The organism is Sphingobium sp. IP1 (genome assembly GCF_002708645.1).
Classification (GTDB): domain Bacteria; phylum Pseudomonadota; class Alphaproteobacteria; order Sphingomonadales; family Sphingomonadaceae; genus Sphingobium; species Sphingobium yanoikuyae.
The window spans coordinates 13,850-37,649 of the sequence record NZ_NOIW01000002.1; the positions used below are offsets into that span (position 1 = coordinate 13,850).

Here is a 23,800-nt window from a genome sequence, read left to right on the forward strand (position 1 = left end):
CATGCATTCCATCGCCTCTGTCCGCTCCGCCGGCGGCGCCGCAAAATACTTCACCAACGACGATTTCGTCGCCGGTGACTACTATACCAGCGAGCAGGCCGGCGACGTTAGCCAGTGGGGCGGCGAGGGGCTGAAGGATACCCCGATCGCTGAAGGCTCCGCCGTAACGCGCGAAGCCTTCGAGAAGGTGCTTCTGGGCGAAACTCCGACCGGCGAGCAGATCGAGGCGAAGGAGAACCGAAGGCCCGGTTACGACCTGACGTTCTCCGCGCCCAAATCGGTATCCGTCATGGCCTACATTGCAGGTGACAAACGCATCCTTGGTCCAGAGGGTGCGCATATCAACGCGGTGCAGAAAACCATGGCGTGGGTCGAGAAGAACCTGGCCGAGGGGCGCAAGACCGCGGACGGGAAGACCGTGCCCGTAAAGACCGGAAATCTGGTCTATGCCCTCTTCCAGCACGATACGAGCCGCGCACTAGATCCTCAGGCGCACATCCACGCCATCGTCGCCAACATGACGCGCATGCCGGACGGCAAATGGCAAGCGCTCCATGCCGATCGCATATGGGGCAACAACTCGGTCATCGGCTCGATCTACCATGCCTTCCTGCGCAATGAGATGGAGAAGCTGGGCTACAAGGTCGAGCTGCAGGGCAAGCACGGCACCTTCGAACTGTCCGGTGTGCCTAAGAAGGTGATAGAGGTTTTCAGCCAGCGCCGCGCGGACATCGTCGCCACCGCTCAGAACCTTGGCATCAAGAGCACTCAGGGCCTTCGTGAAGTGACGGCCCGGACACGAGATCCGAAACTCAACGTCGAGGATCGCGATGGCCTGATCAAGGGGTGGATCGACAAGGCCCAAGAGCTGGGCTTCACCGGCAAGGATGTTCTCGCCACCGCGTTGCGCGTGTCCGCCTCTCCACAGCAGGACACCATGATCGGTCGCAGCTACCAGGCCATGGTGGAAGTCGTGAAGTCTGCGCGCGAGTTCGTATCCGGCCTCCTGCGCTCACCCGATCCTCTGGTAGACAAGGGTATCGCCCGCATTGTCCAGTCGCCGGCAGAGGCCCGCGCGCAGATCGCTGTCGCCTCCGCCATCCGGCATCTCGGTCAGCGCGAAGCAGCCTTCGACATTGGCAAGGTCGCCAAAACCGCGCTGGATTTTGGACTGAAGGGCGTGACGATCGACGAGGTTTCGGCCCGAGTTGATCGCCTTGTCGCGAAAGGCCAGCTCATACCGGGCGAGATTCGTGTCTCTGGCCGCGTGGAACAGGCCGTGACCACACCGGAGGCCCTTGCCACCGAACAGGCGATCCTTGACCGCATGGAAGCCGGCAAGGGTACGGCTGAGGCGATGATCGCTCCAGCCTCGGCCCCTGACCGCGTGCAGGCCGCCTCCCCGCACCAGCTGAACGAAGGACAGCTCGCGGCCGCAACCATGATCGTTTCGAGCACCGATCGCTATGTGGTCGTTCAGGGCGTCGCCGGCGCCGGCAAGTCAACCATGCTGCAGGCCGTCACTACCGTAGCGCAGGAGGAAGGCCGCAAGGTGCTCGGCCTCGCCTTTCAGAACAAGATGGTCGCCGACATGCGCGAGGGCATGGTGCCCAGGGAAATGACCGTCGAGACCATGAAGGAGGCCGGCCTCGAGGCACAGACCATCGCTTCCTTCATCTGGCAGAACCAGCAATATCTTGCCGATCCCACCGGCGCGGCCGCGCAGCAACGTCGCGATGAGCTGAAGGATACCACGATCGTCGTCGACGAAACCTCGATGGTTTCCAGCGCCGACATGCTCAAATTGCTCGAGATCAGCGAAGGGCTCGGAATCGACAAGCTCGCCATGGTCGGCGACCGCCAGCAGCTGATGCCGATCGATTGGGGCAAGGCCTTCGCGATGGTCCAGGCCGCCGGCGCCACCATGGAGCGCATGGACGAAAATATCCGCCAGCGTACCGACCAGCTGCGCACGGTCGCCGCCCTAGCCAACGTCGGCAAGGCCAGTCAGGCGCTCAAGGTGCTCGGCGACAAGGTCATCGAGAACGACCGCCCTGCCGAACACGCAGCCGAGACGTGGCTGGCGCTGCCCAAAGACGAGCGCGATGTGACAGCCGTATTCGCGTCAGGCCGCGAAACCCGGGCGACGATCAATCAGGAGATCCAGCAGGGCCTTGTAAGTGAGGGCACACTCAAGGGTGGTGGCATGGACGTCACGATCTACGATCGCGTCAGCAAAACCCGCGAGGAACTGCGCTATGCGCAGAACTACACTGTTGGCCAATCTCTCCATGTGACCGGCCGCGTCGATGAGATCGGGCTGGGCCGTGGCGTCTACGAGGTCAGCAAGGTCTACGCCAACGGCAAGGTCGAGGTTACGGGCGAAAATGGGCGCCGTACTCGTTTCGACCCGCAGCGGATCGATCCTTCCATCACCCGCGAGCGCCTTGAGCTTTCTACCCGCCAGTCTCTCACCATCTACGAGGGCGACAAGATCCGCTGGACGACCAACGACAAGGATCGCGGTCTCCTTAATTCTGCGCAGGCGACGATCGTCGCTATCGATGCGGGCGGCGTCATCGTCGAGAATGCCGCGAAGGAACAGGTCACGCTCGAGCGCGGCGACCCCATGCTCTCCCGCATCGACCTGGCCTACTCGCTCAACATGCACATGGCGCAGGGCATAACCTCCGACAAGGCGATCACCGTCATGCTCAGCTACGAGCATAACCTCTCGAACCAGCGTCTCTTCAACGTTGGTGTAACCCGTGTACGCGACGACATCACCATGATCGTCGATGACCAGCAGAAGCTGGAGCGCCAGCTCGATCACAATCCTGGCGACAAGACATCCGCGCTCGAGGCGACCGGAAAGCTGGAAATCGACGGGCCGGATGCCAAGCGCCAGGCAGCTGACGATGCCCTGACGGCCGCGCTGAACAAGAGCGAACTCGAGACAGCCGAACCAATCCACGTCGAGGCGCTCATGAACGGGCATGATCTTGATGATCTTCCCGCCATGGGCGCCTCGGACACGGACTACTCCAAATACGACGCGGACATGGAGAAAGCCTCTCTGGCCTTCGAAGCCGATGGGAAAGACGGGAATCAAGACAAAGATCCTCGCCATTGGCTCGAGGGCGATGGCCTCGGCGTCGTCGATCAGACCGTCGATGACCTGCGCGGCATCCCGCCCATGCCGGGCCGCGATCCAGATCAGATACCCGGCCTGCCGGAGAAGAACCTAGGGCTCGATCTATGACACACGACAAACCGGCGGACTGCTGTTCCTGGCGCGCAAAATCTTGGTTGGAAAGGATCATCTGATGTCTTTGATAATAATTGCCGCCGCCGCGCTGGCGGGCTGCACCGTGACGGATGGCGACACGATCAGATGCAATGGCGAGCGTATCCGCTTGCTCGGCGTGGACGCCCCCGACGATCCCGGCAACAGCCGGTGCAGGCCAGTGCCCAAACCCGGCGCGATCTGCGACCGGCAGCGGGCCGCCGCGAGCATGGCTTCGCTGCAAAGGATCATGGCCGGGCCTCTGTCTATCGAGCGCGTGGGCACAGATCCTTACGGGCGCACGCTTGCAATGGTCTACGCGCAGGGCCGGAGCCTTTCGTGCCAACAGATCGAAGGTGGGCAAGCCGCCTATATTGCGCGGTGGGATCAAGACACCCGGGTCGCGCGAGAGTGCCCGCGCGCGGCAGCAAGCGCACGGCGATGATCGGCCCAGCAATCTGCGGGTCACTCGAGATGTCGTTGGCCGGAATCGGCCCGCAGATCGATGCGCTATCCAGCTCTATCCCCTTTCCCCACCTCAACGGCTGTTACAGGAGGACTCCGTGCGCGAGGATGTAACTCCCACACCACTCACCCCCCGCGATATTATGATCGAATATGCGCTCATCCTGCGCCGCGTCTCGGGGCGGATACACGGCATCCTGCGCGAGCCAGAGACGATACAGATGCCCGTTACCCTGCGCCGCTCCCTCACCGACTGCGTCAAGGCATTCGATGAGTGCATAGCCGACCTCGAGACGCTCGCATCCACGCCCGCAGCCACCGCTACCCCCACCATCACCCATAACCCCATGCGCGTGCCGACCTGGCGCGATGGCGCGAAAGTCGCGCTTGGTGTGCTCATCCCCTGCGCCGCTTTTGTCTGTCTCATCGCCTTGATCGCCTCCACCATGCCGATCGAACCGACCGATCCCGAACAGATCCAACGCGACGCGAAATGGCTACAAGAGCATGAGGATCGCTTCGAAGCGACATCCAGAGGCGGCCATGGGAATAAATGACCGCGACTACATGCGCGAGCGCTACCGCAAGCGCCGGGGTCTCGGGGGCACCCTTTGGAACGATCGCAAATCGCGCGTCGAGCAGGACGGAGCATGGTTTGCAGCGAAAAACCAAGGCTTTGATTATCAGAAGAACCGCTGGCGGCCGAAGCGGCGTAAATCTTCGGGCCAAAACGGATGGGCGATTGCAGGCGCGGTCGTACTGATCGCCATCGCCATACCCGCCTGGCGCGACATCAAGCTAACCGGGTGGCTACCTGACAACGATCCCGAGATGCCCTTCCCCACCTCCGGCAGCGTCACCGTCAACCGGACCGTAGATCCCAAATCAGCGATCTCACAGCTTCGCATTATCTCTGCACACGGCAACGCCATGGTCCAGCTCTACGACCCCCACACATCGGCGCATGTGATCTCGGTCTATGCACGGCGCAATGCAGACGTTGTCGTACCCGTTCCGCCCGGAACCTACCGTGTCAGGATCGTCGAAGGCGACAAGTGGCATGGAACGCAACGATATTTCGGAATTTCGACAGTCTCGCAGACTGTCAGCGCACCCATGCGCATAGACCCGCACTGGACCCGCGTAATCGACCTGCACCGCAGTCGCTGGGGTAATCTTCGCACCAGTGCAGACTTCCGATCACCCAACCCTCTCAACTGAACAGGACGATCGATTCACCATGAACCGACAATACCGCAACTGGCTGTGCGAAACCGATGCTGCTGAAAAGGTGCGCGCGGCCCTAATTACCGACTCATTAGCTGGAATCGGAGGGGCAGCTTCAGGCCCTCAGCTGGCCAATCTTCACGCTCAACAGGGATAATTAGCTATGGGACACATGCTCACCGCTGCTGCTCACCTTAGCGCCGGCCTTGCTTTCACACTCGCAGCGCTGGCCGCTACACCTGCCACCGCCCAGAAGACGGGCAAAGGTGGTATCGGCATCGATGAAACTTCAGAAGTTCCCCGCTGCGATGTTCCCCTCGGCACCATTGCGCTGGTCGAGGATCGCACTGCCGCGCCGAGCGAGGAAGATATTCCTCCAGGGCTTCGCGCCATGATCCGTATGGCCGAGGCACAGAATGGCGGGGGCTCGCAGAAGATCGACCCACTGCCGCTACTGAAGCTGCTGACCTCGCAGTCCAATTGCTTCCAGGTGCTCGATCGAGGCGAAGGTTTCGATGCGCTTCAGCGCGAACGCGCGCTTGCCGCGGGCGGCACTATCGTGAACGGCAATACGCAAGCGACCCTGTTGGCTGCCGACTACCTGCTCACCGCCCGTGTTCTTTATTCTGATGGCAATGCCGGTGGAAGCGGTGGCGGGCTCGGCACTTTGTTTCCAGGCGGGATTGGCTTCAAGTCGAAGAAGCTGGAGAGCCAGACGATGCTAACTCTCGTGGAGGTGAAAACCGGACTGCAGAAAGTTGTCGCTACCGGCTCAGCCCGCAAAAAAGACATATCGATCATCGGCGGCGCACTGATGGGCTCAGGTATCGGTGCGCTTGGCGGCGGCTACACCAGCACCGATATCGGCAAAATCACGTCCTTCGCGTTGCTCGACGCCTTCCGCAAGCTCGCCAGAGACGCGCAGGGGCGCATCTCGCCACCTTTCGCGACGTCAGCTGTCCCCGCTCGTGTTGCGGCTCCAGCTGCGTCCGTAGCGGCTCCTGTAGCAGCCTCCACCGGCAACGCACAGGGACCTGGAACACCGGCGCAGTAGGAGGGGAGAGGGAATGGAAGGGGGGACACGACAGGAGGATGAGCCCCCTGCCCTTCCCCCCCAGCTTGGAGCCATGGATCATGAACGCCCAGTCGGATCTGTTCGGCGAGGAGCCGCTAGACGCCGCGATCGAGGACACCGCCATCACGCCAGCAGAACCGCTGGCAATGCCCTGTGGGTTCCTTGATCGCTCCAATACCCGCTGCAAACGGCTCGCTTCGCGCCCCGTGATGATGAACGGGAAGCGGTTGCACAGCCACGGCCGACCCATGCTCCACTGCGAGATGGCCTGCTTTAACGCCTCTCATGGCAAGCCTAGCGATCCAATGGAGAACCGAGGCAATGAGTGAAACGATAGGACTGACCAGCACCATAGCGACTTCGCAGCGCGGCCCCATGCTAAAGGACACGGATGGGATGTGGTGGTGGCTGATCGGCGAGATCGACTCGATCGCCAGAGCGGATAACCTCGTGCGCGTCGTGGGGCGCAAGCGCGGCGCTGCTGCTATTGAGATTGATTATCTCGGGCCCGCGGCAAACTGATGCACGGTCCCCGACACCTCCCCAAATGTCCATACTGCGGCCATCCAGTGCATGAGTGGCGGCGTGGTTCTCCTATTGAGGGATGCCGTCAGTGCCGCCGTCCCATGGTCCTGCTGCGCTATCCCCTGCCCTGGAGGAGCCCCTTGCGCCTCCTCGGCCTGTTCGACCTTGCCTCCAAACTTCAGGCTTACGCCACAATCACCATCGGCGCCCTGTTCGCGCTCGGTGCTTTGTCCCTCCTCGGCCTGGTCAAGGCAATTGCCATCCTGCTTTACGTCATGGGCTCGATCCTGCTCGTCGATGGCTCCCTTGGAATCGTCTCGGGTATCGACCGTACATGGAGCCATGTACGCTACGGAACGGCAGCCAAGGCCATGGCCGCTGGTAAGATCATAGCGGGATCGCTGGCCTTCCTGCTCACCATCGTCGGGGTGCTCATATGACCCGCTCGGCCGATCTTCTCGACAGCGATCTTGTGGCAGTGTTAGCAGAAGCACTTGTTGAGGCTGCCCCCTCCCCGCACGAGGATCTCGAACGGCGCCAGCTCGTGACCACCTTACTGCGTACCTTATCACCGCGTCTGGAGCGGTTGATCCGCCTCAGTTACGGAATCGGCGTCCCGCAATCCGGTGCTGCTGAAATCGCTGACGGCTTCGGAATCACTAGAACACGCATTGATATGATGCGCCGAGAAGCCTTACGGCGGATGCGGATAGCAGCAAAGTATATCGATGCGGCTGAACCGGAACTGATAGCTGACCCTGCCTATCCGCTACCGCGAGGCTGGAGCATGCCCGACCTCGAGATCACTAATAGCCGGTTCGTGGACCGCATTAATGACGCTCGGGGATTGCCGGTGGCCGCGGCGAAGAAGAGCAAGGTTAAGAAACCTCGAAAACCTAAGACACAAAAGGTCGCGGCGCCGATGCGGACATGGACACCGTCTCCGATCCTCCACGCTCAAGAACCTGACTCTGTCCATCGTGCAAGCTGTGTCGATGGGCTTATCGGCGCTGGGCGGGCTTTCGTGCTGCCTGCCGGAGCCGCGGCTATAGTCGCTGGCGCCGAGTTTGGTGGATTTGTAGGGCTGCTAGCTTCAGTTATCGCCATGCCTGCCATGGCGTTTGCTTATGAACGTTGGGTGGAAAGCCGATAAGAAATATAAGCTCAAGCGTGGCGAAACGAGTTGCGTTTGAACATACCCTTTCGTGCTCATGATATGCCGGTGCCTCATTATCATCCAAGGGTTTGCATTCAACGGGTTGGCTCACCTCGTGCGATTTTTTCCGTCAGCGCTTGCAAGGCCATTTCAATCACCTCAGCGATTGCGCCACATTCCAGTTGATCGGCGAGTTCATAAATCTGATTGTTTGTATCGCGTCGCAATTTGACGGTGAAAGGCACATCCCGACCCGTCGTCCGCTTTCGGCCGCGACGCTTTACTTCACTGGCCCCACCCTGCTCTGCGCTTACCGGCAGAGATGCTGGCTTAGTCTTGGCGACCGCATGGCGGCCGGTAAATCCCGCGTTATCGGAGGCTTCCTTGATCTGAGCCCGTGAATCCGCGTCAATCTTGACCGGCTGAGGCTTGAATTCATCAAGGTCGAGGCTGATCTTTCCCGAAGTCATTTGCGCGCCTCCCTCAATACCTCAATAATTTCTTTTACTAATGCAGCAGCATTGACACGAGCCTTATCTAGCCCCGGGACCTGTTCATCTGTAAGGTCAGCAAGTGTAGCGCCGAAATTTACAACGCCTTTGAATGCCTCTCGCTCCACTACCCGGGTGTTGAGGAACGAAATACCCGCCTCCTCGAACTGCGTACCCATATCTCGACCGCTGCGTGTCTGATACGCTGCTGGCGCCCTACTCCATAGCACTCTAGCCGGGATGTTTTTGTTGGTGGTTTTCGACTGCCTCAGAATGAATTTCAGCGTTTTGGCCGCTTCGTTCGCATCTAATTTGGATGCCTGGAGCGGGATCAAAATAAGGTCGCTGCTACTGATTGCATATCCGCTTGAAAGGTTCGCGGAACCTTCAAGGTCGACTATGACAAAACTAACCTTGGCGGACTGCTCCTCGATCGTCTCAATGATGTTTTCCTCGGTCACGCTCCCGACAACCGATAGATTCGACGGGAGGTTCGCTTCCTCGGCCCATCGGACCAAGGGTTGATTCGGATCGGCATCGATCAGGCAAACGTCTGCGCCTTGCTCAGCTAATCCGGTACCCAAGAGAAGTGTAGCAGTAGTTTTCCCCGCTCCACCTTTCGTGGTCATAATCGAAATGACGGGCATATATAGACCTTACGTTTTATAGACCTTACGCTTTGATTGGTGATCGACGCACATTGCATGCGCAATCGGCTGCCGGACATTTCCTAGCGGTTCACAATTAGGATTGTCAACCCATAGCGGATAATGGGGATATATCTAATAGCGGTATCGTAAAGGTATACCATAAATAAACGTATCCGATACCGATATAAAGCGGTTGGCAAACGACAGCGAATTGACGGGCATGCGGCACCCAAAAGGAAGCTGGCTGCCGGAACGCCACATAACAGGGCAGGGGAGGGGGTACGTATCAAAGGCGCGCCCTCCAATGCAAAAATTCAGCAATCGCACCCAATGCTAAGCGTTAGACTGCCTCGCTGCAGCTAGGGCTGGTGGCTCCGCACCAGTATTTAGCCATCAAACTTCGATCAGATGAACGGGTAGGCCATCCCTTGGGGCAGGATGACGCTGAACGGCCCTATCTACGTGATTCCTCACTCTCCAAAGAAATGCATGAATGGCGCGCACTTGTGCTTGGTCGAAGAGAAGCAGTTCGCCGCCCTCAACCGACAGGAAATCGAAAGTCCTGCCCTCACCAAGGTCAGTTCGCCAGATCGCAGCAGTGATGTCGCTGTGATCGCCGTCGGAATGCGCATAGGTTTTATTGCGAGCCTCGAGCAGCATCTCGTGCAGGCTCGTTTCCCCGGCAGACATTGCGAACTCTCGCCCCAAATGCTTCCAGTTGAATGGCGCTGCCATGCCGCGCGCCGTTGAAAATGGCCGACCGTAGGAAACGACCATCGACGTTTCGTAGCACTTGAACCGGCGCCGATCTTCCTGCGTGCATCGGCCTATTTCCCAATCGACGTCCTGCATCAAGAATGTCGCCGCACTTAAAGCATGACGAAAATCCAGGGCGCTCATCATCAGTCGATGGTGCTGACCTTTCAGGTGCTGCTCAGGCGTAAGCTGGGGCTTGTTCATACACCAAGGACATGGTTGAGGCAGCTGCCATAATCAACGCCCGAGCCGACAGGAGAGGGGGGCGATAGGCGAATGTGGCGCTTGAAACAGGCGTGTGGCATAGCTGACGCTCACGCAGGATCGCCTGCCGACCAATTCACACCATTGCGACGCGGGCTGGCGGGCGAGTGATGGGTTAAGTCAAAAGCTCCCCGAACGTATTTCACCTGTTATCCGATCAGTTCGCGTTCCGCGATGACCGAAATCGGCGGCGAGGATACGCAGTCTACCACGTCGAATGTCAGCACGAATGGAGTGAAATCGGCTACCACCATCCGATTTGCGGCCTCGCGGTGGTGGTCAGCTACTCGCAACGCAATCGAGCAATGAGGTGTCCAATTGTCTGGACGGTATGGCGGCTTGCATCGACCCGGATCAATGCGGGTGTGCACTTGATTATGCAGGTCCAGCAGACCTTCGTGCGGTTTTGGAGACGCCCACAGGATCAAGAACCCCGGATCGAACGCCCCAATACGATCAAAAGATATCTTCAAGGGCCGCATAGCCGACAGATCGGTAACAACAGCCTGAAGCTCTTGAGGGTTAGCATCGGCATATTTGGCGAGCGTAATGTGCGGCGGATACTCAAGGGCCTCAATTGTGGGCTCGTCCTCTAATGCAGCAGCACGCTCGACGAGTTCCCAATAAGGTGTGGCGTCCCCACTGGCGCGAAGATTGATGCCGAAGAGCATAGCGCGTTCAATACCCGGTCTAGTGTCGAAAACCACATGAATCCCATACAGTCGTCACGTGGTTCCGCCCAAACTCCGGCGCGCACGGAATTGCGCGGTCCTGTTATCCCCTGGAATGTCCGAAACTCAATGTCGGATTGTGAAAGTGTCCGACAATGCCGGTGGCAGGGTTTTTCGTCAGGGGGTGTCGGCGTTGGTCTGGCACCTGGCCGCGACCGCCAGCAGGGTCCGGCGCATTTCATGTGTTCGCCGTCGCCTCGGTCTTTCCCGTTTCTCGATGTTCGATTGCCAATTTCGGTATGCCGAGGGCACCTTGATCTGGCGGGTATGCGTGGCCACCTTTAGGGTCATGACCTCGGGGGCCTAATGAAAACGACAGATCCAGCTTATGATCCGCAAAATGCCGACCTAGAGGCGATAGCCCACTCTCTGATCGAGCGTGATCCCGACCAGTTGAAGGTCCGAGGGCCGAGCAACGATGGTGGCGATGATGGTATCCATCGCCATAGGGAGACAGGCGAAGTGACCGTCAGCGAGGCCAAGTTCTTGCGCGAAGATGGGCGAGTCCCCATGGCAGCGATCGATAGGCTCTGGGTGGCGACCAAGCGAGCCGGGGACCTTTACCACGCGAATGCGACCGGAGTAATTGTGTCCACTGCTGAAGATTTGCGTAAAGGCGCCAAATCTTTGCTGAGAAAAATCAACAAGGACGAAGAGGTCATCAAGGTCGTGCTTCACAAGGATCTGAAGGCTATCGCCCAAGACCCCGCCACCGATCCTGACCTTGCTTTTCGTATCAGCGCCGCGCTAGCTAAAAAATCACGTGGGAGTGCCCGCCACGAAAACCTCTAGTCGCCTAACCTAGCAGGGATGAAGACAAACAGGCGATAGCCACCGCCAGCGGCTCGCCAGCGTACCTTTACGACCAGATTCAGCGATGCCCCGGTTTGACGGCCGGACGATAGGGCGCACGCTACGCCCGGCTCAACTTTCACGCAGGGCCACTATGCGAAGGCCTTCGTGCCGTCCGGCAGCCGCGATTAGCCCGGCGTCTTCGAGTGTCGTGGCGGCCTGCGAGGCGGTGCGTTTGGTGACACCCAGAGCGCGGGCCATCTCGGCGCGGGTGAGGGGGCCGAGCCCGGCGAGCAGCAGCCAGGCATCGCGGGCCCGCGACGAACGGTTGGTGCCAGCGAGCCGCGCCTTGCCGAGGTCTACCGCGGCGCGGGCACCGATAATGTCGGTGCGGACGGCAGCGGCGCCGGTGCGCAGCGCCTCGGCAAGAATCGTGGGGATGGAGCGTTCGCGGAAACTGCTGAAGGCTTCTCGCGGGGCAACGCCGGCAAGCGCAAGCGGCGCTGCACCCAGGGCGAACAGCTGCGGGCGTAGCGCGACCGCGAGCGCTGCGGCCCAGGCGCCGCCGCGCGGGGGCGAGCGGCTGAAGGTGCGGCCGGCGGTGATGTACGTCTCCGAGCCGCCCTCGAGGAAGGCGGTTTCCTGCTCGCGTAACTGCGTGACGAGCGCGACTAGTGCGCCGAGCGGATCCTCGGCCGGCAGCAGCGCCTCGAGCCGGTCGAGCGCGCTATCGGCGGCTTCGTAGGTGCTCTCAAAGGTTTCGGGAACGCCCTTGGCGGTGAGCACGCTAGTGGCGGCTTCGGCGAGTGGCGGGGCGGCGCGGCGCGCGATCCACGAGCAGAATGCATCGCGCTCGGCGGTGTGGTGGGTGCGGACCAGCTCGGCGGCATCCGGGCCAGGATCGTGATCGGGGCCAAGGTTTTCAAAAGGATAAGCGCGGACATGGTGCGCCCACAGGCGGCGCAGCGAGCGACGGGCGAGAAGGGTGGCTTCCGTTCGGGTAAGCAAGGGCAGCGCGCCTTCGATGCGGGCGAGGGTGAGTTGCCAGGAAGCGGGTGAGGTGGTCATTGGACCGAGAGTATAGGAAATGCCAAAAAGGTAAACTCAGCTATGAGGCTGGGTACACTGTCCGATAAGTTCCCTTCACGGACAGGATAGATCGGGCTACAACGCGGCAGGTTTTCCGGGTGAAAGCACGAACGGACAGCACGGAGCGGGCGGGTGGACAAGAAGATCGGCGACGGGGCAGGGCGGGCAGAAAGGACGAGCACAACGAACATGCTGGTCGCGGCCGGCGACCTCTCGCCAGCTTGCGCCCCCGAACTCGCCGCGGAAGTTGAGGCCGCCCGGGCCTATCGCCTGCGGGCGCGCAGCGCCAACACCCTGCGCGCCTATGCCAGCGACTGGCACCAGTTCCAGGACTGGTGCTGGGGCAGGGGGCTCGAACCGCTTCCCGCGCTCCCCGAGGTCGTCGCCACCTATCTGGCGTCGCTCGCCCGCGCGGGCCGCGCCGACAGCACCGTCACCCGCCATCTCGCGGCGATCACCTGGCGGCATCATCACGACGGTTTGCCGCCCCCGAGCGCCCGCGACACCCACCAGTTGATCGCCGATACCCTTTCGGGCATCCGCCGCGAGCAGCGCGCACGACCGACCCGGAAGAAGGCGGCGATCGGCGCGAAGGATCTGGCGGGCATGATCGCCAAGGCAGACGGGTTGAACACTCGTGCGGTGCGCGACCGGGCGATCCTGGCGCTGGGCCTTGCCGCCGCGCTGCGCCGGTCCGAGCTCGTCGCGCTCCAGCTCGCCGACATCCAGCTGGTCGACCAGGGGCTTACCGTCTTCGTGCGCCATTCCAAGACCGATCAGGAAGGCGGGGGGGCTACCATCGCCGTGCCGGTAGGCGAAGTGCTCCGCCCCGTTGCCCATCTCAATGCCTGGTTGCAGATCCGGGGCGGGGCGCCCGGGCCGCTATTTACCCGCGTGGGCACCCAGGGTGAGTTCACGATGGCGGCGATGTCCGATCGCTCGGTGGCGCGCCTGGTCAAGCGCTACGCCACCCTACAGGGCCTTGATCCCGAGACGATCGCCGGGCATTCGCTGCGCGCCGGGTTTTTGACCGAGGCGGCGCGCACCCGCGCCTCGCTCGCTAAGATGCAGGAGGTGTCGCGGCACAAGTCGCTCAAAGTTCTGCTCGGCTACGTCCGCTCGGCTGAGCGTTTCGATGACCACGCTGGTGCGGGATTCTTGTAGAAGGACAGGTGTCCTGGGCGGGATCGGGGATGGGGCCGCGATAGCTCGCACGCGCCGACTTTCGTCAAATTGGCGCCGGTTGCAGCCGTCGGTTTCAAGCGGTATCCAGCCCATCTATCATTCGGGTCAGTTCCGGTAGGGGGCGAAATGACACCCTAAGCGATCAGTCAAGGATTTTCGCTATCGTAGCCGTGCTGGCTCGGCAATTTCATCAGCCTCTCCGGGCGTCGCATAGACCTCCTCGCGGATGATCCGATTGGTGATCTCGAGGAGATGGGCGGAGAGGGCCTCGCTGAGCTCCTCGAACTCGGGCCACAGGACCTGATTGATGAAACTGACGGGCGCATGGACGATTACCGTCTGCCGGTGCATGCGTGAATAGCGGAACGGCTTGAGGCCATAGCGCCTGCAGAGGGCTGTGAAGAGCTGTCGTGACCACGGGTCTGGAATCGAGAACTTGAACTCTTCCGACGTTTCGCGGCGGCTCGTTTCGGTGAACTGGCGCCTGATACGTTCTGCGGCGGCACCCGCTGCGGCCTTTTCACCTGCGGTGGCAGCGCCGGCGAACAGGTCTTCGATCTTGCGCAGCTTTTCGCGAAGACGCTGCTCCGCATCTGAATTCTGGTTCAATGCCGCGTTCCCAACGGCGTAGTGATACCGAGGAGGCCTTGGGCGCGCGCCCGCGTGCAGGCCAGAACCGCGGCATGGATCTCGGTCTCCATGATCTCGGTCATCACCCGCAGATGCTTGATCGTCTCCTTGATTTGCCTGCGATCCTCAGGTTCGTCCCTGGTGCGTTCGATGAGGTCGGCGACGCCCGCCATCATCGCTCTGATTTCCCCGAGATGCGTGACCGCTTCATGGGCGCGTTCGGGCAGCCCGGCCTCCTCCTCGCCATTGAACAGGCCTTCGACGAAACCTTCGACTTCCTGCGCGCGGACCATACCCAGATTTCCCAGATTGGCGCTGGTTGGCTCCAGGGGAACACGAGTGGCTCGAAATGGCTTCTTGGGGTCCTGATGGTCGGCCAGTTCATTCCACAGGCCCATGACCAGCGCGCCAAGCAGCGCATTGGCATCATCCACGCTGTCGAACTCGGGTAACGCTCCGCCCCATAAGCCGGCGATGACCGCCATGGGTTGCACGGCGGGATCGGGACAGGCGATGTTGCCTAGCAGCCGCGTCCTCACTTCATGGTAAGGAACCGGACATGCATGCTTGTCGAGCAGATCGCGGATCGCACGTTCGGTTGGCAGTTTATCCTTGGACTGGCCCATCGTACTTTCTTGCAGATACAGATCACGGATTTACCGGACAATTTTATAACGGCTCGGCTCCCTTGGGCCAGCGGTATTCGCCGGTGAGCAGGATATGAGCCCATCCAAGCGGCGAGATGTGCGCGAGCAATTCAGGCGGAACGTCGAGACCATCCCGGCGGCGCAGGTCGACAGCCTTACCAAGGTGGAGCGTGTTCCAGTAGATGATAATGGCTGCAAGCAGATTGAGCCCCGCGATCCGATAATGCTGGCCTTCGCTGGTCCGATCCCGGATCTCACCCTGACGGCCGATGCGCAGCGCATTCTTGAGTGCGTGATGCGCCTCGCCTTTGTTGAGGCCGATCTGCGCCCGCCGCTGCATGTCAGCGTCGAGAATCCAGTCAATCAGGAACAGCGTACGCTCGACCCTGCCTACCTCGCGCAAGGCCAGGGCCAGATCGTTCTGCCGAGGATAGGACGCCAGTTTGCGGAGCAACTGGCTGGGAGTGATCCTGCCGCCGTTGACCGTGGCGACGCTGCGGAACAGATCGGGCCAGTTGGCGACGACAATGTCCTTGCGTATTTTACCGGCGACGAGTTTTCGTAGTTCGGTCGGCGTCGCCCTCGGATCGAACACGTAGAAGCGCCGGGAGGGTAGATCGCGGATGCGCAGCACGAGCCGGCGATCGAGAAGCGCGCTCAGTCCAAAAACATGGTCGGTATAGCCCGCCGTATCGGCAAACTGTTCCGTCACCTGTCTGCCGGCCTCGTTCATCAACAGGCCGTCCAGAATGTAGGGAGCCTCGCTCACCGTGGCCGGGATGGTCTGCGAGGCGAAGGGCGCGAATTGGTCGCTGACATGGGTGTAGGCTTTGAGACCGGGCTCCGATCCATACTTGGCATTGATCGTATTCATCGCCTCGCCCTGCCGTGCGGTGGGGAAGAACTGGCCGTCGCTGGACGCGCTGGCACCCATGCCCCAGTGCGCTGCCATAGACAGTTTGCCCTGCGCGGCGACGACCATGGCCAATGCCTGGTTCATGGCCTCGCTTTCCACGTACCAGCGGGCGAGCCGTGACAGCTGCCAATAATCATGAGTGTTCGAAGCCTCGGCCATTTTGCGCAAGCCGAGATTCAGGCCTTCGGCGAGCAGGACGTTGAGCAGGCCTATGTTGTCCTCGCACGGTGCGCCGGTTCGCAGGTGGGTGAAAGCCTCAGTGAAGCCGATCGCCGCATCGACCTCGAGAAGGATGTCCGTGATTCTGGCGGGAGGAAGACGGCGGTAGAGGTCAAGGATCAGTTCCTCGGCTTCATCCGGGACAGCGGCGGTGAGCCGATCGATCCGCAGTTCACCGTCCTCGATGCTTCCGTGGGGGATCGTGCCGTCACGGGCGGCAGCCCCGAGCCGCTTCAGCCCCTCTTCCAGTCGCCTCGTTCGATCATCGAGCCAGGCATGAGGATCGCGCGGCAAGGTCAATCGACCCATCTGTTCCTGCGCCATCGCCAACGGGACCAACACCTGGGTGATGTCGCCGTAGCGCCGGGATTTCGTCAGCCACATGTCCCCGGACCGGAAGGCGTCGCGCAAATGGAAAAGAATGGCCACTTCCCGAAGTCGGCCGTCCCCGGCCTCCTGCGCCTTGAGGTATCGGTGCCATTTGGAATTGGGGCGGAGGAAATCGACGCCAGATTGAATCGGTGACCGGTTATCGCCGATCGCCATCGCCGCCGTAAAGAGCGGCTTTGCTATAGGAGCACAACCAATCCTGAGGCAGCGGAGCATACGCGGGGCATACCGGCGAAACCGGTGGTATCCGCGCTCGACATAGGCAAGCGGTTCTTCCGCCATCGTCGAACTCAATTGCCCTGCGATCGCCACCCATTCATCAAGCCTGGCCCATTCCGGCGATTGCGTCAGTGCCGTCTCTATCGCCACGCCATCATTGCGGGCCTCGATCATGGCCGATCCCAGTGCGGTAAATGCACGCAGTGTATCGGTGACGCTCGTGCGGGCAGCGCCGATCCGGGTTTCATGCACCTGCTTTGCTTCGCGCCAGGTCTTGCCCACGATGCGGTCATGAGTTTCCACCACCGCATCGGCCATGGCCGCTTCCCATTCGACGACGCAGGCCGCGAGAATGGCCAACCGGCGGTTCGCGCCGGTATCGCGCACCTCATCGGTGAAGTAACGCTCCCCCTGCCGGCGTAGCCGTGCAATCCGGTGTATCGGAACACCGGCGAGGCTCTGTACCGACAAACCAAAGCCCTGAAGGAATTCAAGCCGATCCAAAAGGCGGATTGCTGCCGCCGAGTTATGGCCCACCTCGAATTTGCGGAGCCAGACGAAACGGCTGACGTTGCCGGGCATGACCTCGGTCAACAGCGCGTTCAATCGTTTACGCATTTCGGCATCAAGCCGGCCCACGATACGGGCTTCAATGTGACCCTCTGCTGCAACCAACGCGTCAGCGCATAATCGCTCGATTGTCGATATCGCCGGCAAGATGGTCATCGTGTCGCGACAGCGTGTAACGAAGCGGCGGGCCAGATCTTCATTCGAATGGGCCTGTTCGGCCTCCTCGACAAGCCACTGCCGAAAGGCTCGAGAATGGCGGCCCTGCCCCGGAAACATACGATAGCCGTAGATACGACGCAGCGCTTCCATGTGCTGCTGCCGGGTCTGACGACGGACAGCATAGCGTACGAGCGCCTCACCCGGGATACCGAGTTGGGCACCCAAAAAGGCTGAGATGGCCTGTGGGATCAGTTCGCCCGGAGCAAGAGCGCGTCCAGGATAGCGCAACGCACATATCTGAAGCGCGAAGCCGATCCGGTTCTCCGGCCTGCGTCGCCGGTCGATGTGGATCAGGTCGTCGTCAGCCAGAATATAATGGCGGAGCAGCGATGCCTCGTCGGTCGGCAGGTCGAGCAGTGCCGAGCGCTGACGCGCCGTCAGGATGTGGCGTCTTGGCACAGGCGCATTGTCCCAGTTGATCAGAAGTCTGTTTTGGACAACATTGACCCTGCGCAGATCAAGGCTTTTTGGAGCCTAATTTCAGAGGGGTTCAATTGGGACAGCGCGTCGCCATTTATGCCAGGGTCTCGACCGCCGACCAATCTTGCGAGCGGCAACTGCGCGACCTTGCCGCCTTCGCCGAGCGGGGCGGCTATGAAGTGGTGGAAGTGTTCCGCGAGACCGCCTCCGGCATGAAGGCGAACCGGGCGGCACGTAACCAGGTGATGAAGCTGGCGCAGGCACGCCAGATCGATGCGATCCTTGTGACCGAACTCAGCCGGTGGGGCCGCTCCACTCAGGATCTGCTCGACACGTTGAACCGCTTGTCCGGGTGGCGTGTGTCCGTGGTGGCGATGAGCGGCATGACGTTCGAGGTCGACACACCACATGGGCGGATGATGGCCACTTTGCTTGCCGGCATCGCGCAGTTCGAGCGCGACATGCTCAGCGAGCGTGTCCGTTCCGGGCTGGCTGCGGCCCGAGCGAGGGGGCGCAAGCTCGGACGGCAACCGGGGGAACGGCCCAAGTCCGATCGGCTTGGGCCCAAAGTGCTGGCGCTGGTTGAAGAGGGGCGCAGCTATCGCTGGATCGCGCGTGATCTTGGCCTGAGCAAGAACACGGTCGCTGCAATCGTCGGGCGCGCGAGAGCGGATGGCGCCCCTGACGAGGAAATAGCGGCATGACAAAAGCGCCGCCACGTCTGCCGCCCGATCCACGGCGCAAGGTACGCTTCCGTGAGATCGCTCGCGGCATCGTCGCCAAAGACCGCCATGACCGCAAATATGGTTACACTGTCGACACCGCCGGCGCTATCGCACAGGCGCTGGAGCGCGCGTATCGTGAAGGCGTACGAGACGGTCCAACAATTACTACCACGGTGCATGAGCAGCCCGATACAACGGGCCCTCTCGAATGGGCGATGATCCCGCCCCGACCCAGGGATGCCTTCTGGAGCATCTGCCTGTTTTTTCTTGGCCGGGAAGCGGATAATACCCGGAATGGGTACCTGGAGCCCGCGCTCACCGAGCGTGGTACGCCGGGATGGACGATGGTCATGCCAGGACGAAACAGGGAAAAAGTAATCGGTGATCGAACCATCGGCCCCCTAATCCGTCTGGGTCTCTTGGAATATGCGCCAGACAAGTCAGTCCATTTGGTGGTGACCGGACGGGGGCAGGAAACCTGGCAACTCTTTTGCCAGCGTGGAGGCCGGTACCCTGAAGATCTTACTGATATTTAAGCGGATCGTGATCCGGCTTCGATACTCAAATGTCGGGAAAGGACATCACCCCGGCAAGTGCGGCACGGATGGTCGCGCAGGCATCGCCGCCGAAATGGTGTCCAGGTGAATACGCGAAAATACCGTTTTGACGCCTGCTAGAGGGCATAGCGTGGATGGTACGCTAAACAACGCTAAGGGCGAACAATCAGCGAACGCTTAGGCCGCACGGCTATCCGGCGGGAGATTGAGGGCCTTTCGGCCAGTGGAAGCGGCTGCACGATCCCAGAGGAAATCGCCGGAGAACGCAATATGCTCCCAACCCACGGGGGACGTATGGGCGAGCAGATCATCAGGCACCGGGACCGATGTTGATCGTAGATGCTGGGCGGCGGCATCCATGTAGATCGTGTTCCAATAGACGATTGCGGCGATGACCAGATTGAGGCCGGATGCCCTATATTGCTGCGCCTCATGGCTGCGGTCGATGATACGGCCCTGGCGGAATGTATAGATCGCCTGCGTCAGGGCATGGCGCTGCTCGCTGTTGTTGAGCCCGGCATGGCATCGCCGGCGCAGATCGGGATTTTCCAGCCAGTCCAGCATGAACAGCGTTCGCTCGATCTTGCCGATTTCCTGCAGCGCGATGTCGAGCTGGTTCTGCCGCTCATAGGCGGCGAGCTTTCTCAGCATGACCGATGGCGCGACATGGCCGGCCTTGATCGACCCGACAAGGCGCAGCACGTCGTCCCATTGTTCAGCTATGACTTCGGTGCGAATGCGCTTGCCCAACAGCGGAGCGATGGACGGATAGGCCGTGACCGGCGCCATCGGCGCGAGGCGCCGGTCTGGAAAGTCGCGCAGACGCGGGCAAAAGCGAAATCCCAGCATGGCGCACAGGGCGAAGACATGATCGGTCGCTCCGCCGGTGTCGGTGTAATGCTCGACGATTTTCAGATCGGTGCCATGGCTGGTCAGGCCGTCGAGGACATAGGGCGCCTCATGCGTCGCCGCTGAGATCACGTTGATGTGATAGGGCGCGCGCTGATCGGAAACATGGGGTGACTACACGAAAGTGACGTATCTGCACGCTAAGGGCGAACAAATCCGGTACGATGCCAGCAGATGCTATTCGCAGGCTTTCCTGCCCCTTTTATGTGGTGCCGCCCTACGGGCGCCGATATGGGAGGGCGGCAATCCGATTGACCAACGATCGAGGTAGAACCCTGCTCGCCAAATATGTGAGCTGGTTGCCCATCCCCGGTATGGCGAAGGATTGCCGATAAACCAGAGCGTGGACTGCATGGGCCGCGCACCGGTCAACGTCCATCAAACCCAACCTCCCCCACTTCAAATCGCTGAGGGCAGCCATGTCTGTGTCGATTCCACCGGGTGCAAAAGACCCAACACTCACTCCCGTCCCGGCAAGCTCCACGGAAAGCGCTCGCATGAGGGTGCTTACATAGGCTTTCGACGCGCCGTAGACCGCTTGGAAGGGCACGGATGTTTCGCCCGCCAGGCTCGACACGGCGATTACTGAGGATTCAAACGGCTGCTCCCTGAAAATCGCAATCAGGCGAGCCAGCAAATCCGTGAAACCGAGTATGTTTGTTTCAATTACCTCGGCATAAGTGTCGGCACGGCCTGCATCAAATGAACCAACGCTCGTCATTCCGGCAACCAACAAAGCGGCTGTTACTTGCAATTCTGCAACCTTAGCCGCGATTTTCTCCCTGCCCTCGATTTCACGTTGATCAGCCACTATAATCTCGCACGGCACATTGAACCGCTCGTCAATTTCGGTCTGTAGCTCCCGCAAGTTGTCGAGCCTTCGTCCAACAATCAGGGGCTTGGCCTGGTACGATGCCGCCAAGCGGAGGGCGGACGCTCTGCCCAAACCGGTCGAAGCCCCTGTGACCAGCACCCACGAGTTCTTGATCGCCAGCGGTTTCACGCGTTTTCCAGAGCCTTGTATAGGGCGGTTTTGCCGATCTTGAGCCGGGCCGCCGCCTCACGAACAGTGAGGCCCGCTGCGATATGCGCCCGCGCTTTACGTAGTTTGTCGGGGGTAACGACAGGCCGGCGACCACCCTTGTTGCCCCGCTCGCGTGCGGCCTTGAGGCCGGCATGAGTGCGTTCACGGATCAGGTCACGCTCGAATTGGGCCAGCGAGCCGAAGATGTTGAACACCAGCATGCCGCCCGAAGTGGTGGTGTCGATATTCTCGGTGAGTGAGCGGAACCCGATGCCGCGCGCCGCAAGCTCGCCGACCTTCTCGATCAGGTGGCTCATCGAGCGGCCGAGGCGGTCGAGTTTCCAGACCACCAGCGTGTCGCCGGGGCGCAAATAGGCGAGCGCTTCGGTTAGGCCAGGCCGATCGGCTTTTGCCCCGGATGCGTGATCGTCGAATATACGGTCGCACCCGGCAGTGTTCAGCGCGTCAAGCTGGAGCGACAGCTTCTGGTCTGCGGTCGAGACGCGCGCATAGCCGATCAGCGCCACATGATGCCCGATCCTGTCCGTTTTCCCGTCATTATGCGATCTTGTCCGAATCGCCGTTACAGGTCCAGAGTTAACGGACATATTCCTGTTGGCCGCCAGAGGACCGTCTGACGGACACGCAAAGCGAAGGAGATGATGCTTGGCGAGACGGCGACTGGTGAGCCTGGAAATCTGGGCGAGGCATTATGGCGCGCCGCTCGATGAGCGCGAGATCGCGCGTCATTATACGCTGACCAGCGACGACCTGGAAATTGTCGGCCGCCGTCGCGGCGATGCCACCCGGCTCGGCTATGCGATGCTCATGCTATATATGAGATGGCCTGGCCGTGCGCTGGAAGCGGGCGAAGTCCCGCCCGCTCCTGTGCTCGCCTATGTGGCGCAGCAACTCGGCGTCGCGCCGGCAGCCTTCGCGGATTATGCCCATCGGGACCAGACCCGTCGCGAGCATCTCGTCGAAATCCGACGATCGCACGGGTTCAGGATTTTTGACCGCAACGCTTTCCGTGAAGTTGTCGCCTCGTGTTGCCTCACCGAAGATTGTTACCGAGTTGAGCGACTGCAAGATGCGCCACATCACCACCCGCCGCGGCGGGTGGTGATGTGGCGAGGCTCTTCATCCAGTCCCCGCCAAGGATGATCTGTCCGGTTATTTCTGCACGCCATACCTTCACTGCCTTTTGCACCGTCCTCGCGCTTTTCAGCGTGAAGCGCGATGGATCCGCGTTCATGAGCCGCTCCAACACCGCAGCGGCCGAGATTGCCGGATCAGCCTCGAGCCAGACGAGGATTTGAGCCTCGAACGGATCGAGCATGTGCCCCCTTTTCGGGTAGGGCTTGGTCCGCCGGTAGGGGCGTCGATGTGTCGCGCGCTTCTCACCTGTCTGCCAGGCGGTCTCCAGATTTGCGGCGAAGCGCTGCAGGTCGATCACGGCCGGCTCCTCAAGCTTCGCATTCAGCCCTCTGCGATCGACGCGCTTTCCCAGATCGTCCTGGGCCGCCCGAATTGCGGCGAACAACATCACGGGATCCTCTGAATCCAGCACCCGGCTCAGCCGCTCCTTGTCGGCCATGGCGACATTGGGATGCGCCAGCACGCGCGCGGCCGGCGGAACCGGCGGATGATATCGCTTGATGACACGCGCGCCGATCCGGGTCTTCTCCCGCAGCTTGAACGAGGGCTGGAACAGATTGCCGTGTAACCGCACCACGTCGTAAAGACGCGCCAACGACGCCGTTGCTTCCGCGCCAACGAACCTGCCGTAGCCCACCAGGCGCCGCACGATGGCGCCGTTTTTCTGCTCAACCCATGCCTGATCGTTCTTGCGGTATGCCCGGGATCGCGTCACTTCCAGGCCCTGACTGCGGCACCAGCATACCACCAGCTCGTTCATGAACGCGCTGTCGTTGTCGAAGTCGACGCCCAGGAGCGGGAACGGAAAGAGCTGCTGCGCTTGCCGGATCGCCCCAACCACAAGGCTGCTGTCGCGACTGCGGACCGGCACGCATTCGGTCCAGCCCGTCGCGATGTCGGTCAACACCATCGTTTGCACGAAGCTGCCGGATGACGAGGCGCCGGAATGGGCAACGAAGTCGACCTCGACAAAACCCGGCAGAGGATCGTCCCAGTCCCCAAAGGTGCGGATCGGGACCGAACGCCGCACCGCGGAACTCATACCGGCTCGGCGGCGCTGTCCGCCGCGCGCTACCACACGCACCTCCGACAGTAGCCGGTCCATCGTCGCCGCGCTGACCGTGAGCAACTTGTCGCGTAGCTCGGCGCCGACGTCGAGCCGGCCATGCCGCTCGAGCGCTGGTAGCAGCACCGGGATCAGCGGCTTCAGGCGCTTCGAGCAGAGGCGATCGGATGCCTCCCACAGCACCACCAGCGCCTGCCGGACATCGGCACCGTACCGAGTCGCCTGTCGGCGATTGCGAGGCGGCTTCGTCTCCCGGCGACCCAGCACTCGGATCGCGTGCTTGCGATGATAACCGGTAACCGCGACGAACTCGTCCAGGATCTGCCGTTTGTTCGACCGGGAGCATGACCGATACCGTTCGATGATCGCTCCAACCAACTCCGATCGTGTCGCCATGCTGATCCGCCCGACCATCCGACTTCCCCGAATCCGGACGATA

The 23,800-nt window shown here is 61.1% G+C and carries 24 protein-coding genes and 2 pseudogenes; 14 read left to right on the forward strand and 12 right to left on the reverse strand.

Translation table 11 applies throughout. The features are described 5' to 3' along the window. Position 1: 1 nt before the first annotated feature. From mobF to CG471_RS00930, 9 genes are all read left to right on the forward strand, one after another. Positions 2–3,262, forward strand: a complete 3,261-nt coding sequence (gene mobF / locus CG471_RS00890; RefSeq protein ID WP_062069166.1) for a MobF family relaxase — start codon at positions 2–4, stop codon at positions 3,260–3,262. 64 nt (positions 3,263–3,326) lie between these two features. Further along, a complete protein-coding gene (locus tag CG471_RS00895) occupies positions 3,327–3,731 on the forward strand; it encodes a thermonuclease family protein (protein ID WP_062069168.1) in 405 nt (134 codons plus the stop codon). A gap of 118 nt (positions 3,732–3,849) precedes the next feature. Further along, on the forward strand, positions 3,850–4,308 hold the full coding sequence (locus CG471_RS00900) for a hypothetical protein (protein ID WP_143560112.1): 459 nt from the start codon (positions 3,850–3,852) through the stop codon (positions 4,306–4,308). A gap of 10 nt (positions 4,309–4,318) precedes the next feature. After that, complete coding sequence (locus CG471_RS00905; protein ID WP_062069181.1) at positions 4,319–4,972, forward strand: hypothetical protein; 654 nt, start codon at positions 4,319–4,321, stop codon at positions 4,970–4,972. Between the two features lie 169 nt (positions 4,973–5,141). Continuing rightward, entirely contained in the window at positions 5,142–6,032 is an 891-nt protein-coding gene (locus tag CG471_RS00910) for a CsgG/HfaB family protein (protein WP_062069184.1), read from the forward strand. An 80-nt stretch (positions 6,033–6,112) separates the two neighbouring features. Then, a complete protein-coding gene (locus tag CG471_RS00915) occupies positions 6,113–6,382 on the forward strand; it encodes a hypothetical protein (protein WP_143560113.1) in 270 nt (89 codons plus the stop codon). Continuing rightward, positions 6,375–6,575, forward strand: coding sequence for a DUF5818 domain-containing protein (locus CG471_RS00920; RefSeq protein ID WP_062069190.1), 201 nt, complete (start codon positions 6,375–6,377; stop codon positions 6,573–6,575). The genes CG471_RS00915 and CG471_RS00920 overlap by 8 nt, the downstream gene beginning before the upstream one ends. A gap of 143 nt (positions 6,576–6,718) precedes the next feature. Then, positions 6,719–7,018, forward strand: coding sequence for a hypothetical protein (locus CG471_RS00925; RefSeq protein WP_180275584.1), 300 nt, complete (start codon positions 6,719–6,721; stop codon positions 7,016–7,018). Next, positions 7,015–7,731: a sigma-70 family RNA polymerase sigma factor gene (locus CG471_RS00930; protein WP_062069205.1), complete on the forward strand. Its 717-nt coding sequence runs from the start codon at positions 7,015–7,017 to the stop codon at positions 7,729–7,731. Before CG471_RS00925 ends, CG471_RS00930 begins: the two co-directional genes overlap by 4 nt. A 98-nt stretch (positions 7,732–7,829) precedes the next feature. On the opposite strand, the gene CG471_RS00935 is transcribed toward CG471_RS00930, so the two are convergent. The 4 genes from CG471_RS00935 to CG471_RS00950 all read right to left on the reverse strand — a co-directional run bounded on the left by CG471_RS00935 (position 7,830) and on the right by CG471_RS00950 (position 10,566). Further along, entirely contained in the window at positions 7,830–8,204 is a 375-nt protein-coding gene (locus CG471_RS00935; protein WP_062069208.1) for a hypothetical protein, read from the reverse strand. Further along, the gene (locus tag CG471_RS00940; RefSeq protein WP_062069211.1) at positions 8,201–8,872 is read right to left on the reverse strand and encodes a ParA family protein; all 672 of its coding nucleotides are present in this window, start codon (positions 8,870–8,872) and stop codon (positions 8,201–8,203) included. Before CG471_RS00940 ends, CG471_RS00935 begins: the two co-directional genes overlap by 4 nt. Positions 8,873–9,268: 396 nt before the next feature. Next, a complete protein-coding gene (locus CG471_RS00945) occupies positions 9,269–9,835 on the reverse strand; it encodes a hypothetical protein (RefSeq protein ID WP_062069214.1) in 567 nt (188 codons plus the stop codon). A 209-nt stretch (positions 9,836–10,044) separates the two neighbouring features. Next, a complete protein-coding gene (locus tag CG471_RS00950; protein ID WP_099229940.1) occupies positions 10,045–10,566 on the reverse strand; it encodes a 2'-5' RNA ligase family protein in 522 nt (173 codons plus the stop codon). 366 nt (positions 10,567–10,932) lie between these two features. Between CG471_RS00950 and CG471_RS00955 the strand changes: the two genes are divergently transcribed. Continuing rightward, complete coding sequence (locus CG471_RS00955) at positions 10,933–11,418, forward strand: restriction endonuclease (protein ID WP_062069223.1); 486 nt, start codon at positions 10,933–10,935, stop codon at positions 11,416–11,418. A 132-nt stretch (positions 11,419–11,550) separates the two neighbouring features. On the opposite strand, the gene CG471_RS00960 is transcribed toward CG471_RS00955, so the two are convergent. Beyond that, positions 11,551–12,486: a helix-turn-helix domain-containing protein gene (locus tag CG471_RS00960; RefSeq protein ID WP_062069225.1), complete on the reverse strand. Its 936-nt coding sequence runs from the start codon at positions 12,484–12,486 to the stop codon at positions 11,551–11,553. Positions 12,487–12,639: 153 nt separating this feature from the next. Here CG471_RS00960 and CG471_RS00965 point away from each other — a divergent pair, with 153 nt between their 5' ends. Further along, on the forward strand, positions 12,640–13,671 hold the full coding sequence (locus CG471_RS00965) for a tyrosine-type recombinase/integrase (RefSeq protein WP_231746507.1): 1,032 nt from the start codon (positions 12,640–12,642) through the stop codon (positions 13,669–13,671). A 180-nt stretch (positions 13,672–13,851) separates the two neighbouring features. Here the strand turns inward: CG471_RS00965 and CG471_RS00970 are convergent, their stop codons facing one another. From CG471_RS00970 to CG471_RS00980, 3 genes are read right to left on the reverse strand one after another with little or no spacing between them, the layout of a single operon-like run. Then, complete coding sequence (locus CG471_RS00970; protein WP_062069227.1) at positions 13,852–14,301, reverse strand: hypothetical protein; 450 nt, start codon at positions 14,299–14,301, stop codon at positions 13,852–13,854. After that, a complete protein-coding gene (locus tag CG471_RS00975) occupies positions 14,298–14,948 on the reverse strand; it encodes a UPF0149 family protein (RefSeq protein ID WP_099229942.1) in 651 nt (216 codons plus the stop codon). Before CG471_RS00975 ends, CG471_RS00970 begins: the two co-directional genes overlap by 4 nt. A 43-nt stretch (positions 14,949–14,991) precedes the next feature. Further along, positions 14,992–17,901, reverse strand: coding sequence for a Tn3 family transposase (locus tag CG471_RS00980; RefSeq protein WP_099229944.1), 2,910 nt, complete (start codon positions 17,899–17,901; stop codon positions 14,992–14,994). Between the two features lie 95 nt (positions 17,902–17,996). Here CG471_RS00980 and CG471_RS00985 point away from each other — a divergent pair, with 95 nt between their 5' ends. Further along, positions 17,997–18,626 (forward strand): recombinase family protein, encoded by a 630-nt coding sequence (locus CG471_RS00985; protein ID WP_099229946.1) that lies wholly within the window; start codon positions 17,997–17,999, stop codon positions 18,624–18,626. After that, positions 18,623–19,183, forward strand: a complete 561-nt coding sequence (locus CG471_RS00990) for a hypothetical protein (protein ID WP_099229948.1) — start codon at positions 18,623–18,625, stop codon at positions 19,181–19,183. Before CG471_RS00985 ends, CG471_RS00990 begins: the two co-directional genes overlap by 4 nt. Before the next feature lie 198 nt (positions 19,184–19,381). On the opposite strand, the pseudogene CG471_RS00995 reads toward CG471_RS00990, so the two are convergent. The 3 genes and pseudogenes from CG471_RS00995 to CG471_RS01005 all read right to left on the reverse strand — a co-directional run. Continuing rightward, positions 19,382–20,221, reverse strand: a pseudogene (locus CG471_RS00995) (Tn3 family transposase); the annotation flags it as partial. 109 nt (positions 20,222–20,330) lie between these two features. Beyond that, a complete protein-coding gene (locus tag CG471_RS01000; protein WP_004213209.1) occupies positions 20,331–21,116 on the reverse strand; it encodes an SDR family oxidoreductase in 786 nt (261 codons plus the stop codon). Continuing rightward, positions 21,113–21,664, reverse strand: coding sequence for a recombinase family protein (locus tag CG471_RS01005; RefSeq protein ID WP_004213210.1), 552 nt, complete (start codon positions 21,662–21,664; stop codon positions 21,113–21,115). The genes CG471_RS01000 and CG471_RS01005 overlap by 4 nt, the downstream gene beginning before the upstream one ends. Positions 21,665–21,821: 157 nt before the next feature. Here CG471_RS01005 and CG471_RS01010 point away from each other — a divergent pair. Next, positions 21,822–22,181: pseudogene (locus CG471_RS01010) on the forward strand (DUF4158 domain-containing protein); the annotation flags it as partial. A gap of 10 nt (positions 22,182–22,191) precedes the next feature. Here the strand turns inward: CG471_RS01010 and CG471_RS01015 are convergent. Further along, on the reverse strand, positions 22,192–23,775 hold the full coding sequence (locus tag CG471_RS01015) for a DDE-type integrase/transposase/recombinase (RefSeq protein WP_099229950.1): 1,584 nt from the start codon (positions 23,773–23,775) through the stop codon (positions 22,192–22,194). Between the last annotated feature and the right edge of the window lie 25 nt (positions 23,776–23,800).